The organism is Lysobacter sp. HA18, assembly GCF_054057595.1.
This window is the reverse complement of the sequence record NZ_JBSRZL010000001.1, coordinates 468,645-482,308: the sequence shown is the minus strand read 5'-3', so window position 1 is coordinate 482,308 and position 13,664 is coordinate 468,645. Positions and strand designations below refer to the sequence as shown.

General features: G+C 66.6%; 14 protein-coding genes. 7 read left to right on the top strand and 7 right to left on the bottom strand.

The genetic code is table 11. The annotated features are described in order from the left end of the window. Window positions 1–44: 44 nt before the first annotated feature. The gene (locus ACVWWW_RS02305; protein ID WP_051235615.1) at window positions 45–863 is read left to right on the top strand and encodes a methylated-DNA--[protein]-cysteine S-methyltransferase; all 819 of its coding nucleotides are present in this window, start codon (window positions 45–47) and stop codon (window positions 861–863) included. A gap of 6 nt (window positions 864–869) precedes the next feature. On the opposite strand, the gene ACVWWW_RS02300 is transcribed toward ACVWWW_RS02305, so the two are convergent. Further along, window positions 870–1,175, bottom strand: a complete 306-nt coding sequence (locus ACVWWW_RS02300; protein WP_027084050.1) for a hypothetical protein — start codon at window positions 1,173–1,175, stop codon at window positions 870–872. A gap of 267 nt (window positions 1,176–1,442) precedes the next feature. Here ACVWWW_RS02300 and ACVWWW_RS02295 point away from each other — a divergent pair, with 267 nt between their 5' ends. Then, a complete protein-coding gene (locus tag ACVWWW_RS02295; RefSeq protein WP_027084051.1) occupies window positions 1,443–2,747 on the top strand; it encodes a tyrosine/phenylalanine carboxypeptidase domain-containing protein in 1,305 nt (434 codons plus the stop codon). A gap of 107 nt (window positions 2,748–2,854) precedes the next feature. Beyond that, window positions 2,855–3,763 carry a drug/metabolite exporter YedA gene (gene yedA, locus ACVWWW_RS02290; protein WP_051235616.1) on the top strand — a complete coding sequence of 303 codons (909 nt, stop codon included), beginning with the start codon at window positions 2,855–2,857 and terminating at the stop codon, window positions 3,761–3,763. Between the two features lie 29 nt (window positions 3,764–3,792). Here yedA and ACVWWW_RS02285 read toward each other — a convergent pair whose 3' ends face one another. The 6 genes from ACVWWW_RS02285 to ACVWWW_RS02260 form a co-directional block, all read right to left on the bottom strand. Further along, entirely contained in the window at window positions 3,793–4,758 is a 966-nt protein-coding gene (locus ACVWWW_RS02285) for a hypothetical protein (protein ID WP_027084053.1), read from the bottom strand. A 49-nt stretch (window positions 4,759–4,807) separates the two neighbouring features. After that, on the bottom strand, window positions 4,808–6,139 hold the full coding sequence (locus ACVWWW_RS02280; RefSeq protein WP_036143293.1) for an ABC transporter permease: 1,332 nt from the start codon (window positions 6,137–6,139) through the stop codon (window positions 4,808–4,810). A gap of 13 nt (window positions 6,140–6,152) precedes the next feature. Further along, window positions 6,153–7,313, bottom strand: coding sequence for an ABC transporter permease (locus ACVWWW_RS02275; protein ID WP_027084055.1), 1,161 nt, complete (start codon window positions 7,311–7,313; stop codon window positions 6,153–6,155). Window positions 7,314–7,386: 73 nt separating this feature from the next. Next, window positions 7,387–8,079: an ABC transporter ATP-binding protein gene (locus ACVWWW_RS02270; protein WP_027084056.1), complete on the bottom strand. Its 693-nt coding sequence runs from the start codon at window positions 8,077–8,079 to the stop codon at window positions 7,387–7,389. Between the two features lie 35 nt (window positions 8,080–8,114). After that, entirely contained in the window at window positions 8,115–8,672 is a 558-nt protein-coding gene (locus tag ACVWWW_RS02265; protein ID WP_027084057.1) for a DUF7010 family protein, read from the bottom strand. 30 nt (window positions 8,673–8,702) lie between these two features. Continuing rightward, entirely contained in the window at window positions 8,703–9,965 is a 1,263-nt protein-coding gene (locus ACVWWW_RS02260; RefSeq protein ID WP_027084058.1) for an efflux RND transporter periplasmic adaptor subunit, read from the bottom strand. A gap of 199 nt (window positions 9,966–10,164) precedes the next feature. On the opposite strand from ACVWWW_RS02260, the gene ACVWWW_RS02255 reads away from it, so the two are divergent. Genes ACVWWW_RS02255 through ACVWWW_RS02240 form a run of 4 tightly spaced genes read left to right on the top strand, consistent with a single transcriptional unit; the run spans window position 10,165 to window position 13,661 of the window. Continuing rightward, window positions 10,165–11,067 carry an ABC transporter ATP-binding protein gene (locus ACVWWW_RS02255; protein WP_027084059.1) on the top strand — a complete coding sequence of 301 codons (903 nt, stop codon included), beginning with the start codon at window positions 10,165–10,167 and terminating at the stop codon, window positions 11,065–11,067. Then, complete coding sequence (locus tag ACVWWW_RS02250) at window positions 11,064–11,828, top strand: ABC transporter permease (protein ID WP_027084060.1); 765 nt, start codon at window positions 11,064–11,066, stop codon at window positions 11,826–11,828. Before ACVWWW_RS02255 ends, ACVWWW_RS02250 begins: the two co-directional genes overlap by 4 nt. 44 nt (window positions 11,829–11,872) lie before the next feature. Continuing rightward, window positions 11,873–13,012 (top strand): sensor histidine kinase, encoded by a 1,140-nt coding sequence (locus tag ACVWWW_RS02245; protein WP_051235618.1) that lies wholly within the window; start codon window positions 11,873–11,875, stop codon window positions 13,010–13,012. A 46-nt stretch (window positions 13,013–13,058) separates the two neighbouring features. Beyond that, window positions 13,059–13,661: a response regulator transcription factor gene (locus ACVWWW_RS02240; protein WP_027084061.1), complete on the top strand. Its 603-nt coding sequence runs from the start codon at window positions 13,059–13,061 to the stop codon at window positions 13,659–13,661. The last annotated feature ends 3 nt before the right edge of the window (window positions 13,662–13,664 follow it).

Here is a 13,664-nt window from a genome sequence, read left to right as displayed (position 1 = left end):
AAACGGATAGCGGGCGCCTTCGGGCGCCCGTTATCGTTTGAGCCATGACCACCGCGACCGCAAAACTCGACCGCGCACGCGACCTGCTCGACGCCGGCGAGCCGTCGTTGCAGCAGCTCGCCGATGCGATCGGCTGGAGCCCCGCGCACCTGCAGCGCCGCTTCACCGCGCGTTTCGGCCTGAGCCCGGCGGACTACCTCGCGCAACGCAAGCTCGGGCGCCTCAAGCAGGCCTTGCGCGACGGCGCCGACGTCACCACGGCGCTGTACGACGCCGGCTACGGCTCGCCCTCGCGCGTGTACGAAGCCGGCGCGGCGCGACTGGGCATGGCGCCCTCGCGCTATCGACGCGGCGGTGCGGGCGAGTCCGTCCGTTGGAGCCTGATCGATACCGCGTTGGGTCGTGCGCTGGTCGCCGCAACCGAGCGCGGCATCTGTTCGATCGAACTCGGCGACGACGATGCAGCACTCGAAGCGAAGCTGCGTCGCGAATTTCCGCGGGCGACTTTGGAGCGCGTCGACGACGGCCTCGACGATTACCTCGCGCCGCGGCTGCAGGCTGTCGCGAATGCATTGGCCGGATTGCAGGCCGACGTGCAACTCGACCTCATCGGCACCGCGTTCCAGAAGAAGGTCTGGGACGCGCTCATGCGCATTCCGAAGGGTGAGACGCGCAGCTACGCCGAACTCGCCGAATCACTCGGTGCGCCACGCGGCGCGCGTGCGGTGGCGCGCGCATGCGCCGGCAACCGGCTGGCGATCGTGGTGCCTTGTCATCGCGTCGTGCGCGGTGACGGCTCGCTCGGCGGCTATCGCTGGGGGCTGCCGCTCAAGCAGCGCGTGCTGGAACGCGAACGGGCGTAAGCGGCTTCAAGCGTCGTTGCGACGTTCGCCATCGTTGTGGCTGCGCTCGCCCTGCGCCGGCGGCAGTTCGCCGGACAGCGTTTCGCTGTCGCTGCGCACGTGATCGCCACCGTTCGCCAGCAGGTGGCGACATTCGTGCAACGCACGCTCGGCTTCGCCCAGCAGCTCGAGCGCGGAATCGACGTCGTCGCGCAGCAGCGTACGGCCGACGCTTGCAGCGACGCTTGCCGTGCTCACCAGGTTGCGCAGGTCGTGCAACCAGCGGGCGTGCGACGGCACCTCGTCGAACGGGGGAATCGCCTGAAACATCATCAGAGGCTGGGCTCCACGCAGCGTCGAACCGCGCTTTTCACAGGTCGTTGACGCCACCTTATCGATCGACCCGCCTGCCGCTCAATGGACGCTTGCGTCCTGCAGTCGCTTAAGTAGCTGACCCGCGACACAACGCACGCTCGCCAAAACGCTCGATGTGCTGTGTTTTTGTGTGCGCTACGGCCGCTGCACCTTGGGTCAATAGAAAACCGCTCGCGCAACGCCTGTAATCGAAGGCCATGCATCGGGTTGCGGAGTGCGAATAGCGTGGCCACCGTCGTCGAAAACGACACGCGACTCGAAACACTCTTCGAATGCGACCGCGCGCTGTGCCGCGTGGGCAGCAAGATCCGCGTGCTCAATGCGATCGGCTGGCCCGCCGCGATGGAGGCGCAGTTCCTCGACGGCTGGAATGCCGGGCGACCGCAGCTTCCGCAACCGCCGACGGTGCCCGTCCAACTCGACGCGGAACTCGAAGCGCTCGACGCGATCATGCATCGGCTCGACCGCGGCCATCCCATCGGCAACTGGCTGTTCAAGACCGCGTGGAGCTATCGCGTTGCCGCGCGCATGTTGGAACAGATCGGGCATCCGGGTTTTACGCGGTGCTCGGTGTTGCTCTACGGACGGCCCGACGTGAAATACCGCAGCCAGCATGCGACGGCCGCGGACGGCGCGCGGGAGGTGCTGGCGATCACCGACGACCTGGTCGACCGTCAACTGCTTCCGCCGGTCGAATGCTCGATGACGGCCGAGCAGTTCGCGGCGCGACTGGGCGAGCGCATCGGCGAATACTTCACGCACGACCGCGTCGACGTTGTACTCGACCCGACGCTGTCGTCGAAGGCGACCGCGAGCAGCAGCAAGGTGAAGCTGCGATCCACCGCGATGTTTTCCGATGCGGATCTCGACCAGTTGCTCGAGCACGAAGCTTTCATCCACACGGCGACGCTGCTCAACGGCAAGCACCAACCGCACTTCAAGGCGTTGGGTCTCGGTGCCCCACGTACGACGCGCACGCAGGAAGGACTTGCGACGTTCGCCGAATGCGTGACCGGCGCGATGGACATCGTGCGGCTGCGTCGCATCGCGTTGCGCGTGATCATGGTGCAGAAGGCGCTGGACGGCGCCGACTTCATCGAGGTGTTCAAGGGCTTTCTCGACGCCGGCCAGAGCGACGTCGAAAGCTATCGCAGTGCGTCGCGCATCTTCCGCGGCGGCAATGTGCGCGGGCGCGTTTGCTTCACCAAGGACGGCGCGTATCTCGAAGGCCTCTTCATCACCCACCTGTTCGTACGCAAAGCACTGCAGGAAGGCCGCGCCGAACTGCTGCGCATGCTGTTCGTCGGCCGCCTGACCACCGGCGATGTCGTCGCGCTCGCGCCCTACCTGCAGTCGCACCTCATCGCGCCGGCGGTGTATGTGCCGCCGTGGGCGCGCGAGCCGCAGCGCATCCTGTCGCTGATGGCGTTCTCCGCCGCCGCGCAGCAGTTCCGCCTGGAGGGTGTCGAACTGCAGCGGTTCGCCGAGTACGAGGACGAGGTGATCGACGACGCCGGCAGCGGTTACTGACGCGCCTGCGCAACACGGTGATCCACGCTCCGGCACGGACGGCGACGCGTCGCAGGCGCTAGGCTGTCGAGGTCGCCGCGACCGCGGCCGCCTTCCGGATTCCATCGATGCACGCCCCGTCCGCGCGCACCGCGACGCCGCTCGCCATCGGCATCGCTCTCGCCTCGCTCTACGTGCTGTGGGGCTCGACCTACCTTGCGATCCGATTCGCATTGCACGGCTATCCGCCGTTCCTGCTCGGCGCCTGCCGCATGTTCATCGCCGGCCTGCTGATGTTCGTCGTGCTGCGTCTGCGCGGCACGCCGGGGCCGACCGCGAAGCAGTGGCGCACGCTCACCGTGTTGTCGATCTTCATGGTGCTGCTGTCGAACGGCTTCGTGAACCTCGCGGAGACACAGGTGAGTTCCGGGCTCGCCGCGATCGCAGTCGCATCGATGCCGTTGTTCGCCGGCCTGTTCGCGATGCTGCGCGGTCGGCATCCGTCGAAAGTCGAATGGATCGGCCTGGTGGTCGGCTTCCTCGGCGTCGTCTGGCTCAACGCCGGCAGCGCGCTGCGCGGTTCGACGCTGGGCCTCGTGTGCCTGACGATCGCGCCGATCGCATGGGCCTGGGGCTCGATCTGGAGCCGCGACCAGGACCTGCCCGAACCCTTCATGGCCGCGAGCGCGCAGATGATCGCCGGCAGCGGCTGGATGCTCGTCGCCGCGCTGATCCACGGCGAACGTTTCACCGCCATGCCGAGTACGTCATCGACGCTGGCGATGCTCTACCTCGTCGTCGCCGGCAGCATCTTCGGCTTCACCGCCTACATCTGGCTGCTGCACCACGTGCGCCCGGCACTTGCGACCAGCTACGCCTACGTCAACCCGCCGCTCGCGGTGGTGTTCGGTGCTTTGATTGGCGGCGAGACATTCACCGCCGGCGATGTCGGCGCGATGGCGGTGATTCTCGTCGGCGTGGTGATCATCACGCTGTCGAAGGCGCGGGCGACGAAGCCCACCGCAACCCCAGAATAAACACGACGTCGACCTAACGCTCCGATGCGTCAGCGTATGAACTGAACGACTCCGAAGACTAGAAGCCCGAGCAACATCGCGATGATGGTGAGTTTGGCCCGTCGCCCAGCGCGCTCAATGCGCTGCACACGGGCGGCGCCTGCTGCGCGAATCACCTGCGGAGCACGCGACAGCAGATCCATTGCACGGGGCGGGATGTTGCCATTCGCATTGAGCGCGGGCTCGATCGCCTCCAGCTCCACGAGTAGGCTTTCTTCATCGAGATCCGCATGGATCTCTGCGCCCGTCATGTCCGCCCCCCAAGACTCGACGAACGGCGACCGCTCGCGCCGGCGTGCGGCGAGGATGGCCGCTTCGATGGCGACAGGACTGACGCTGGCGAACCGGAGCGGGACGGCCACGATCCCGAACCCGTCGCGCCCGGGGGCACGAACGCTGGTCGATAGGTCGTAACGATCAGGGCGTCGAATGCACAGGTCGAGATACATCCGTGTCGCGTAGCGCGTGCGAACCTCGCGCAATGCAACGCCCACCAGATCGCCCCATTCAATGCGGCCGACGTCACCGATGAATAGACCGAATGCGGTCGTTTCGATCAACGCCGGGGCGGTGGCGCGTCGCCAACCAAGCCACCCGAGGCGCAGCACTGGCAACGCGAACATCACCGCGACCGGTCCGAGTGCGGGATCGTGCTCGACATAGTCGCGATACGCGCCCCAGCCGAACAGCACCGTGAATATCAACGCGAAGATCGCGCGTCCCCAATAGTGTTCGTAGACGGCCAGTGTCGATGTCGACGCAGCCTCTAAACGCTCCACGTTTTCGGCTTGAGCGGCAGCACGTGACGCCCAAATCCAGAACACGAATGCAACCGCCGCGACAGTAAGCGCGCCGAGCATGAAATGCGTCGTCTTCCAGCGGTCCGGTGCCGTGTGCATCCACGCTTTGGCGGTGGCGTAGCACGCAAGCAACGCCAGCGCAGCGGCCAACCCCATGACTTTTTCGAACAACTTACCAACAGCCCTCAGGCTACTCACGGCTACCTCACTGCGCGCGAAGCGCGTCCGTCACTTCCATCCGCGCCGCACGCAGCGCCGGGAAGAGGCCGCCGACGAGACCGATACCAAGCGCCCACTTCAAGCCCGTCCAAAGCAGGTCGGGCGACACGCGGAACTTGAAGACGACTTGGCTGAAGTTGTTGCCGAGCGTCGACACCGAGTGGCCGTTGAACATCAGCCATGCGATCAGCGCGCCGATGACGCCGCCTGCGAAGGCGAGCAGCATGGTTTCGAGCATCACTGCAGTCACCACCGGCACCGCTCGGAAGCCGAGCGCGCGCATCGTCGCAATCTCGCGTGCACGGCCCGACACCGCGGCGTACATCGAGTTGAGCGCGCCGAACACCGCGCCCAGCGCCATGATCACGCCGATCACCTTGCCGAGGATGTTGATCAGCTTGGTGAGATTCTCCGACTGCTTGGCGTAGTAGTCGTGCGTAGTCATGACGTCGAGCTTGAGGCGCGGGTCGCCAGCGAGCGCGGCTTTCAGGCGCTTGATGCCGGTCGCGCCGTCGAGCTTGGCCGTCACCGACTGGAACGCCTGGCGCTGGTACGCCGGGCCGAGCACGTCGACGTCCGCCCATAGCTCGGACTCGTGCGAATCGCCCGATTCGAACGCGCCGACGACCGTCCACTCCTGCTGCGCGAGCTTGAGCTTGTTGCCGACCTTCAGACCGCGGAACTGGGCCTGCGCACCGCGACCGACGACGATCTCGCGCAGGCCCGGATTGAACTTGCGGCCCTCGACGATCTTCACCTTCGGCCGCACCAGCCATGCGGACGGGCCGACGCCGCGGAACTGCACGTTCGAGTCGGTGCCGTCCGCCATCGACGGCATGTTGACCACCTGCGACAGCTCCGGCGAGATCAATGCACGCGCATCGGTGCCGCGCTGGATGCCGTCCAGCGATTCGATCAGCGGAACCTGGTCGCGCGTGATCACCGAGTTCGTCTCGGCCTGCGAACCGCCCCGCAGGATGATCGCGGTGTCGTTGCCGCCGGTGCTCGCGAGCGTCGCGCGGAACCCTTCGCCCATTGCCAGCATCGCGACCAGCACGCCGACCACGCCGGCAATGCCGACCACGATCACCGACGATGCGCCGAGCCGTTGCGGAAGGCCCGCAATACCGACCTGCGCCGCGGCGAGCGTGAGCCGGCCGCTGCGGGTAAGGAACAACCAGAGCGCGACGAGCACGGCGAGCCCGGCGACCGCAGGCCACGGCAGCATCGTCCACACGATGAGTGCAGCGACGAGCAGCAGGAACACCGCGGCATTGCCGAGGAAACGCTTCAGACGGCGGAATCGATTGTTGCGCATGACGATGTCCTCCTCAGCGCCCGGCCAGGGCGTCGACGATGTTGAGGCGCATGGCGCGCAGGGCCGGCAATACGCCGGAGAGCACACCGAACAGCACCATCAGCACGAGTCCGGTTGCCCAGCTTTCCGGCGGCAGGTTGTCGGGCAGCGCGATGAAGCCGCCGCTGTTGCGGCTCACGATCTGCATCGCCAGCGGCGCGCAGACCAGGCCGAGAATCGCGCCGAGCGCGACGAGGAAGATCGACTCGAACAACACCAGCCCGAGCACCGTACGGTCCTGGAAGCCGATCGTCTTCAACACCGCGAGTTCGGGAATGCGTTCGCGCACGGCCTGCGCCATCGTGTTGCCGGTGAGCAGCAGCAGAGTGAAGAACACCGCGCCCATGATCGCGGTGACGATCAAGCCGATGTCGCCGATCTGCTTGGCAAACGACTGGTTGAACGCTTCCTCGGTCTGCGTTTTCGTCTCGTGGTCGGAGTTCGCGCTCAGTGCATCGATCGCTTTCGAAACGCGATTGGACACACCGGCGTTGTCGACCTGGATGATGTACCAGCCGACGCGACCCTTGACGTAGTCGTTGGCCTCGTCGAAGTAGTTCCAGTGGAACAGCAGGATCTGCTCCTGGCCTTTACGCTTGACGTCGGCGATGTGGAAGATGCCGTCGAGCTTGAATTGCCAGTCGTTGCTGCCCTTGGTCGGAAAGATCGTGGCCTGCATTGGAATGATGTCGCCGACCTTCCAGCCGTACTTCTTCGCCAGCGCTTCGCCGACGATCGCGCCCTGGCGATCGCTCTCCCAGGCCTTGCGCTGCGCGGGCGCCATCTGGAACTCCGGATAGAGATCAAGATATTTGTCGCCTACCGAGAAGTTCGGGAAGAAGTTCTTCGGGTCCTGATAGATGCCGCCGAACCACGCCGCGTAGCTCGACTTGCGCACGCCGGGAATCGACGCGATCTGCGGGTCGAGGCGATACGGCAGCATCTGCGTGATCGAAAGCCGCGAGGCCACGACCATGCGATTCGCACCGGTGACGTCACCGCCCGAATTGAAGGCGACACGCACCGAGTCGAGCATGCCGAACAGGAAGAACGCGACGAACACCGACAGCAACGTCAGCAGCGTGCGTGTGCGGCTTCGGAACAGCGAAGCCCAGATGAGATGCAGGTATTTCATGTCCGCCTCTTCGAATCGTCGAAAGGCTCCGCTGCGGCGGAGACGGCGACGCGGCCCGCGCGTCGCGACGGGATCAGTGTGCGTAAGCCGGCTGGTCGACCAGCACGCCCTTGTCGAGATGCACGGTGCGACGCGCGTGGTCCGCGGCCTTGGGATCGTGCGTCACCATCACGATCGTCTTGCCGTGGTCGCGATTAAGCGTCTGCAGCAGCCCGAGGATTTCCTCGGCGGACTGACGATCGAGATCGCCGGTCGGTTCGTCGCAGATCAGCAGCGTGGGATCGGAGACGATCGCGCGTGCGATCGCGACGCGCTGCTGCTGGCCGCCGGACAGCTCGTTCGGCTTGTGCTTCGCGCGATCGGCCAGACCGACCAGCTGCAGCGCGATCGCTGCATTGCGCGTGCGCTGCGCGCCGTTGAGCTTGGTCAGCAGCAACGGCAGTTCGACGTTCTTCTGCGCGTTAAGTGTGGGCATCAGGTTGTAGAACTGGAACACGAAGCCGACGTTGTCGCTGCGCCACTGCGCGAGCTGACCGGCACGCAGCGTGTCGATGCGGCGACCGCCGACGTCGATCTCGCCACCCGTGGGCGTGTCGAGCCCGCCGATGAGGTTGAGCAGCGTCGACTTGCCGGAGCCCGACGGGCCCATGAGCGCGACGAAATCGCCCTCGGGAATCTCCAGGTCGATGCCGTGGAGCACTTCGACGCGTTCGGCGCCACGCTGGTAGGTCTTGCGCAGGCCTCGGATGCTGACGAGCGACGACATGGCGATCTCCTGCTACGTGAAAACGGTCGGATGGATCAGGCGGCGCTCAGCACGCGCGATGCGCGCTGCTCGCGAAGGGCGATGGCGATGGCGAATGCGAACTCGATGCCACCGCCGACGAATGCGGCGAGCGCGGGTGTTGCAAACATGCGTCCAAGCGCGAAACCGGCCGCGGCGAGTACTAGACCGCACGGCCAGTACAACGATTCGCCGTACAGCGTGTCGAACGTGAGGTAACGGCCGCCGATGACGAGCAGCATCGCCGGGAAGAACCATTCGATGTGCAGGCGCGACGCCGCGTACGCGAGCGGCAGGCTGAAGATCAGCCAGAACGTGCTGGCGCCGGCGAGTCGACTGAGCGGATTGCCTTTCGCATGCGTGCCGGAGCGACCGATCACGCGCGACAGCAGCATCGCCGCGGGATGGATGAACATGCCGGCGATCAGCAGCGTCCACACCGCCGTCGTCGGCGCACCGCGCCATGCAACGCAGCCCGCCGCGAGCCACGCGGTCGCCGAAGCGATCATGCCGGTCGCGCCGCCGTAGTACGCCCGGCGCATGTCCGCCTGGGCCTGTTGCAGATCGAACGTCATGACACCTCTCCCTGTGAGCGTTGCGATGCGTTATTCCGACGCGGTGTCGCTTTCGTCCTTGGCGATGCGCACGTGCGCACCGTCGGCGAGTTTTTCGGGCGGATCGAGCACGACGCGCTCACCGCCGGTGAGTCCCGACAGCACTTCGCGGTCGTCGCCGAGTGTGCGGCCGACTCTGAGTTCATGGCGCGATACGGTCGCCTTGCCTTCGTCGCCTTCGACCACGTACGCGACCTGCTTGCCATCGCGATCGACGATGGCCGCAGCCGGCACGAGCGCCGCCGGTGCGCGCTTGGCCTGCGTCGGCTGTTCGCGCTCGAGGAAGCTCACGCGCACGCCCATGTCCGGCACGATGCGTGCGTCCTTCTGCTTGAGCGCGATGCGCACCTTCACCGTCGCCTTGCTGCGATCGGCAGTCGGAATGATCGCGATCACTTCGGCCGGAATCTTCCAGTCCGGATAGGCATTGAGCACGGCTTCGACCGGCATGCCGGGCTGTACGCGGCCGATGTAAGCCTCGCCGACGTCGACTTCGACTTCCAGCGAATCCATGTCGACGATGGTGCCGATGCCGGTGCGGGTGAAGCCGCCGCCGGCCGACAGCGGCGACACGATCTCGCCCGGCTGCGCGGCCTTGGCGATCACCACGCCGGAGAACGGCGCGCGCACCACGGTGTTGTCGACGCCGTTCTCGGCGATGCGCAGGTTCGCGCTCGACACCTGCGTGCTGCGCTGCGCGGTGGCGAGCTGCGCGCGCAATGCGTCGCGCTGCGCGACCGCCTGGTCGTACTGCGCTTTCGACACGAGCTGCTGGCTCACCAGCGACGACAGGCGTCGTGCATTCGCTTCCGCATCGCGCAGTTGCGCCTGCACCGATGCGATCTGCGTGCGGGAGGCTTCGACCTGCGCACCGGCGAGTGTGCGCGTGGCAGCGGCATCGACGGGATCGAGCGTCGCCATGATGTCGCCGGCGTTGACGTGCTGGCCTTCCTCGATGCGCACGTCGCGCACCTTGCCGGTGATCTTGGCCGACACCGTGGCCATGCGACGCGCGACGACATAACCCGTCGCATCCAGCACCGATGCATTGCCGCCCGCGCCGACCGCGGTGACATCGGCGACATGCACTTCCGGCCCGCCGCCACCGCGCGTCAGCGCGTACGCCGCGCCACCGAGCACGACCACGGCGCCCGCGATGGCAAGACCGATCCACAGCCCGCGACGATTCGTCGGCGGCGGCGCCGCGTTGCGGTCGATGCGGAGTTCCTTCAGCAGATCGGCGGACGTGTTCATCGCGTTCCATTACGACAGTGGGATGTCGCCTGCATGACCGGCGCGGTGGCCGGCCGCCCCTGATCGGCGATGGGCGCAGGTTACGGTGCGCCCCGCCCCGCGTCACCTGACGAGTGTCATGTGGAATGCCTGACACCCGCGACTGCCGTCGCGGCGAACCGCAGCGCATCGTGGCCCCACTTTCCACCGGAGATGCGTCATGGGATCCACGGTTACGCTCTCGCCACTCGCTCGCCTGGCCGGCGTGCGCAAGCGCTACGGCAACGTCGTCGCCCTCGATGGCCTCGATCTCGAGGTTCGCGGCGGCGAACTGCTCACCCTGCTCGGCCCGAACGGCGCGGGCAAATCCACGTCCATCGCACTGATGCTCGGCCTGACCTCGGCCGACGACGGCCGCGTGCAGCTGTTCGATCGCGACCCGCACGAGATCGATGCGCGTCGGCAGGTCGGCGTGATGCTGCAGTCGGCCGGCATTCCCGACACGCTGAAAGTGCGCGAGCTGATCGAAGTGACGCGCAGTTATTACGCGAACCCGCGCAGCATCGCCGACTGCGTGGCGCTGGCCGGGCTCGACGGCCTGCTCGAGCGTCGCTACGGCCGCCTGTCCGGTGGGCAACAGCGCCGCGTGCAGTTCGCGATGGCGATCTGCGGCCGCCCGAAGCTGCTGTTCCTCGACGAACCGACCACCGGCCTCGACATCGATGCACGCCAGAAGCTGTGGACTGCGATCCGCGAGCTGGTCGCCGACGGTGCGGGCGTTGTGCTCACCACGCATTACCTCGAGGAGGCCGAAGCGCTGGCCGACCGCGTCGTCGTGATCAACGGCGGACGCGTGGTCGCGCAGGGCAGCGTCGCGCAGATCCGTTCGCGGGTGTCGCAGCGCCGCGTGCGCTGCGTGTCGTCGTTGGATGCAACGGTGGTCGCATCGTGGCCGAACGTGCTGGCAGCGACGCACGACGGCGAACGACTCGAAGTCATCGCCGACGCGATCGAAGCTGTCGTCTACCGCTTGCTCACCGACGACCCGACGTTGTCGGACCTCGAAGTCACGCGCGCCGGCCTGGCCGACGCCTTTGTCGAAATCACCAAGGAGGCCGCATGAACGCCCTCGGTCGCGTGCTACGCCCGAACCCGATGCGCGCGTACTGGCTCGAAGCCCGCAACGAATTCCTGCGCCTGCTGCGTTCGCCCTCGTTCGCGGTGCCCACGCTCATCTTCCCGCCAATGTTCTACGTGCTGTTCGCGATCCTGCTCAACCACAAGGGCGGGCCGCAGGTGTCGACGTATCTGCTTGCGACTTACGGCGTGTTCGGCGTGATGGCGCCCGGCCTGTTCGGCTTCGGTGTGGCGATCGCGATGGACCGCGAGCGCGGCTTCCTCACCCTCAAGCGCGCGCAACCGGTGCCCGCGGGCGCGGTGCTGCTGTCGCGCATGGCGATGGCGATGGTGTTCGCGACGGTGATCTCGCTGATCCTGCTGACTATCGGACTCACCGCAGGCGGTGTGTCGATCAGCGCATCGCAGGCGGTGTCGCTGGTGCTGGTCGACATGCTCGGAGTGCTGCCGTTCTGCGCGATCGGCCTGTTCATCGGCAGCCTCGTCTCCGGTCAGGGCGCGCCGGCGGTGGTCAACATGACCTACCTGCCGATGGCCTTCCTCGCCGGATTGTGGATGCCGCTGTCGATGCTGCCCACGTTCATCGGCAAGATCGCGCCGCTGTGGCCGGCGTATCACCTGTCGCAGATCGCATTGGCGACGGTGGGCTCCGAGCACGTCGGCACGGTGGGCGGCCACGCACTGGTGCTCGCGGGCTACGCCGCGGTGTTCTTCTTCGCCGCGCGTCGCCGCCTCGCGCGGGCTTGAGGCCGGGCACGGCACCGCCGAAGATGCAGCATCAGGAGACCCTCATGCGCCGATCCGTCGCGCTGCCCAAGCCGCACTGCCAACCGGGCACCGGTTGGTATTCCTGGCTCAACCTCGTGTGGTCGATGTGGATCTTCCTGGTGCCGCTCACCGAAGCGCCCGGCGTGTTCCCGCACTGGCTGGTGCCGACGCTCGCGAGCTACACGATCTTCCTGCTGCTGTTCCTGCATGTGCATTTCAGCGAACGCCCACAGGTACTGGGCGCATCGCTTGCGATCGCAGCGCTGGGCTTCATCGTGACGCCGTGGAACCCGGGCGCGCAGGGCTACATCATCTATGCCTGTGCCTACATCGCGTTCGCATTCCGGCCGCGCTATGCACTCGTCGCGATGCTGTCGCTGGTGGCGACGTACACCGCGTACTGGCTGATACTGCATCTGCCGTGGGTATTCGTGCTCAATGCCGTCGTCGTCGGCCTGGTCGTCGGCCTGATGAACGTGCACTACATCCGTCGCAAGCAGGCGGACGTCGCGCTCAAGCTCAGCCATGACGAAGTGCGTCGCCTCGCTGCGCTCGCCGAACGCGAACGCATCGGCCGCGATCTGCACGACCTGCTCGGGCATACGCTTTCGTTGGTTGCCTTGAAGTCCGAGCTCGCCGGCAAGCTGATCGATCGCGATCCCGCATCGGCACGACGCGAACTCGACGAAGTCAGTCGCGTCGCACGCGAAGCACTGACGCAGGTGCGCAGCGCGGTGACCGGCATTCGCGCGGCGGGGCTCGGCGCCGAGTTGGCATCGGCACGCCTGCTGCTCGAATCCGATGCGATCGAACTGCAGTACGCGCTCGCGCCGGTCACGCTTCCGCCGGAAATCGAAACCGTGCTCGCGCTGACGGTGCGCGAGGCGGTCACCAACATCCAGCGCCACGCACGTGCGCGACATGCCGAGATCACGCTGTCGTCGACGCCGCGCGAAGTGAAGCTGTGCATCGTCGACGACGGCCGCGGCGGCGCGATCACGCCGGGCAATGGGCTGTCGGGCATGCGCGAGCGCGTCGAAGCGCTGGACGGCAAGCTGCGCATCGAATCGGGCGCGACCGGCACGCAGCTGGAAGCGTGTATCCCGCTGCCGAAGATGGTGACGTCGCTGCCCGCGCCCGACATCGACGTACGCGCCGCCTGATTCGCGTCTGCTACCGTTCGCGCATGTCGAATCGCCTGCAAAACCCGTGATCCGCGTCCTGCTCGCCGAGGATCAGGCTATGGTGCGTGGCGCGCTCACCGCGCTGCTCGCGCTGGAAACGGACATCGAAGTCGTTGGCGCTGCACCCGATGGCATCACTGCGTGGCGCGAAGTCGAGCGTCTCAAGCCCGATGTTCTGGTCACCGACATCGAAATGCCGGGGCTCACCGGCCTCGAACTCGCGCAGCGCATCCGCCGCCATGAACTTCCGGTGCGCATCGTCATCGCGACCACGTTCGCACGCGCGGGTTTCCTTCGACGCGCGCTGGACGCCGGCGTCGGCGGTTACGTGTTGAAAGACGCGCCGGCCGAACAACTCGCCGAAGCGATCCGCCAGGTGCATCGCGGCGGACGCGCGATCGATCCGCAACTCGCCGTCGACGCCTGGTCGGAAGCCGACCCGCTCAACGACCGCGAACGCCAGGTGCTGCGTCTCGCCGGTGAAGGCCTGACCGCCGGCGACATCGCCGCGCAACTGCATCTCTCCGCCGGCACCGTGCGCAATTACCTGTCCGAAGCAATCGGCAAACTCAACGCCGCGAATCGCGTCGAGGCGTATCGGCTCGCGCGGCAGAAGGGCTGGTTGTAGCGC

Coding starts and splice junctions, on each gene's coding strand:
- ACVWWW_RS02305 (WP_051235615.1), top strand. CDS start 45: ATGACCACCGCGACCGCAAAACTCGACCGCGCACGCGACCTGCTCGAC.
- ACVWWW_RS02300 (WP_027084050.1), bottom strand. CDS start 1,175: ATGATGTTTCAGGCGATTCCCCCGTTCGACGAGGTGCCGTCGCACGCC.
- yedA (WP_051235616.1), top strand. CDS start 2,855: ATGCACGCCCCGTCCGCGCGCACCGCGACGCCGCTCGCCATCGGCATC.
- ACVWWW_RS02285 (WP_027084053.1), bottom strand. CDS start 4,758: ATGGGGTTGGCCGCTGCGCTGGCGTTGCTTGCGTGCTACGCCACCGCC.
- ACVWWW_RS02280 (WP_036143293.1), bottom strand. CDS start 6,139: ATGCGCAACAATCGATTCCGCCGTCTGAAGCGTTTCCTCGGCAATGCC.
- ACVWWW_RS02275 (WP_027084055.1), bottom strand. CDS start 7,313: ATGAAATACCTGCATCTCATCTGGGCTTCGCTGTTCCGAAGCCGCACA.
- ACVWWW_RS02270 (WP_027084056.1), bottom strand. CDS start 8,079: ATGTCGTCGCTCGTCAGCATCCGAGGCCTGCGCAAGACCTACCAGCGT.
- ACVWWW_RS02265 (WP_027084057.1), bottom strand. CDS start 8,672: ATGACGTTCGATCTGCAACAGGCCCAGGCGGACATGCGCCGGGCGTAC.
- ACVWWW_RS02260 (WP_027084058.1), bottom strand. CDS start 9,965: ATGAACACGTCCGCCGATCTGCTGAAGGAACTCCGCATCGACCGCAAC.
- ACVWWW_RS02255 (WP_027084059.1), top strand. CDS start 10,165: ATGGGATCCACGGTTACGCTCTCGCCACTCGCTCGCCTGGCCGGCGTG.
- ACVWWW_RS02250 (WP_027084060.1), top strand. CDS start 11,064: ATGAACGCCCTCGGTCGCGTGCTACGCCCGAACCCGATGCGCGCGTAC.
- ACVWWW_RS02245 (WP_051235618.1), top strand. CDS start 11,873: ATGCGCCGATCCGTCGCGCTGCCCAAGCCGCACTGCCAACCGGGCACC.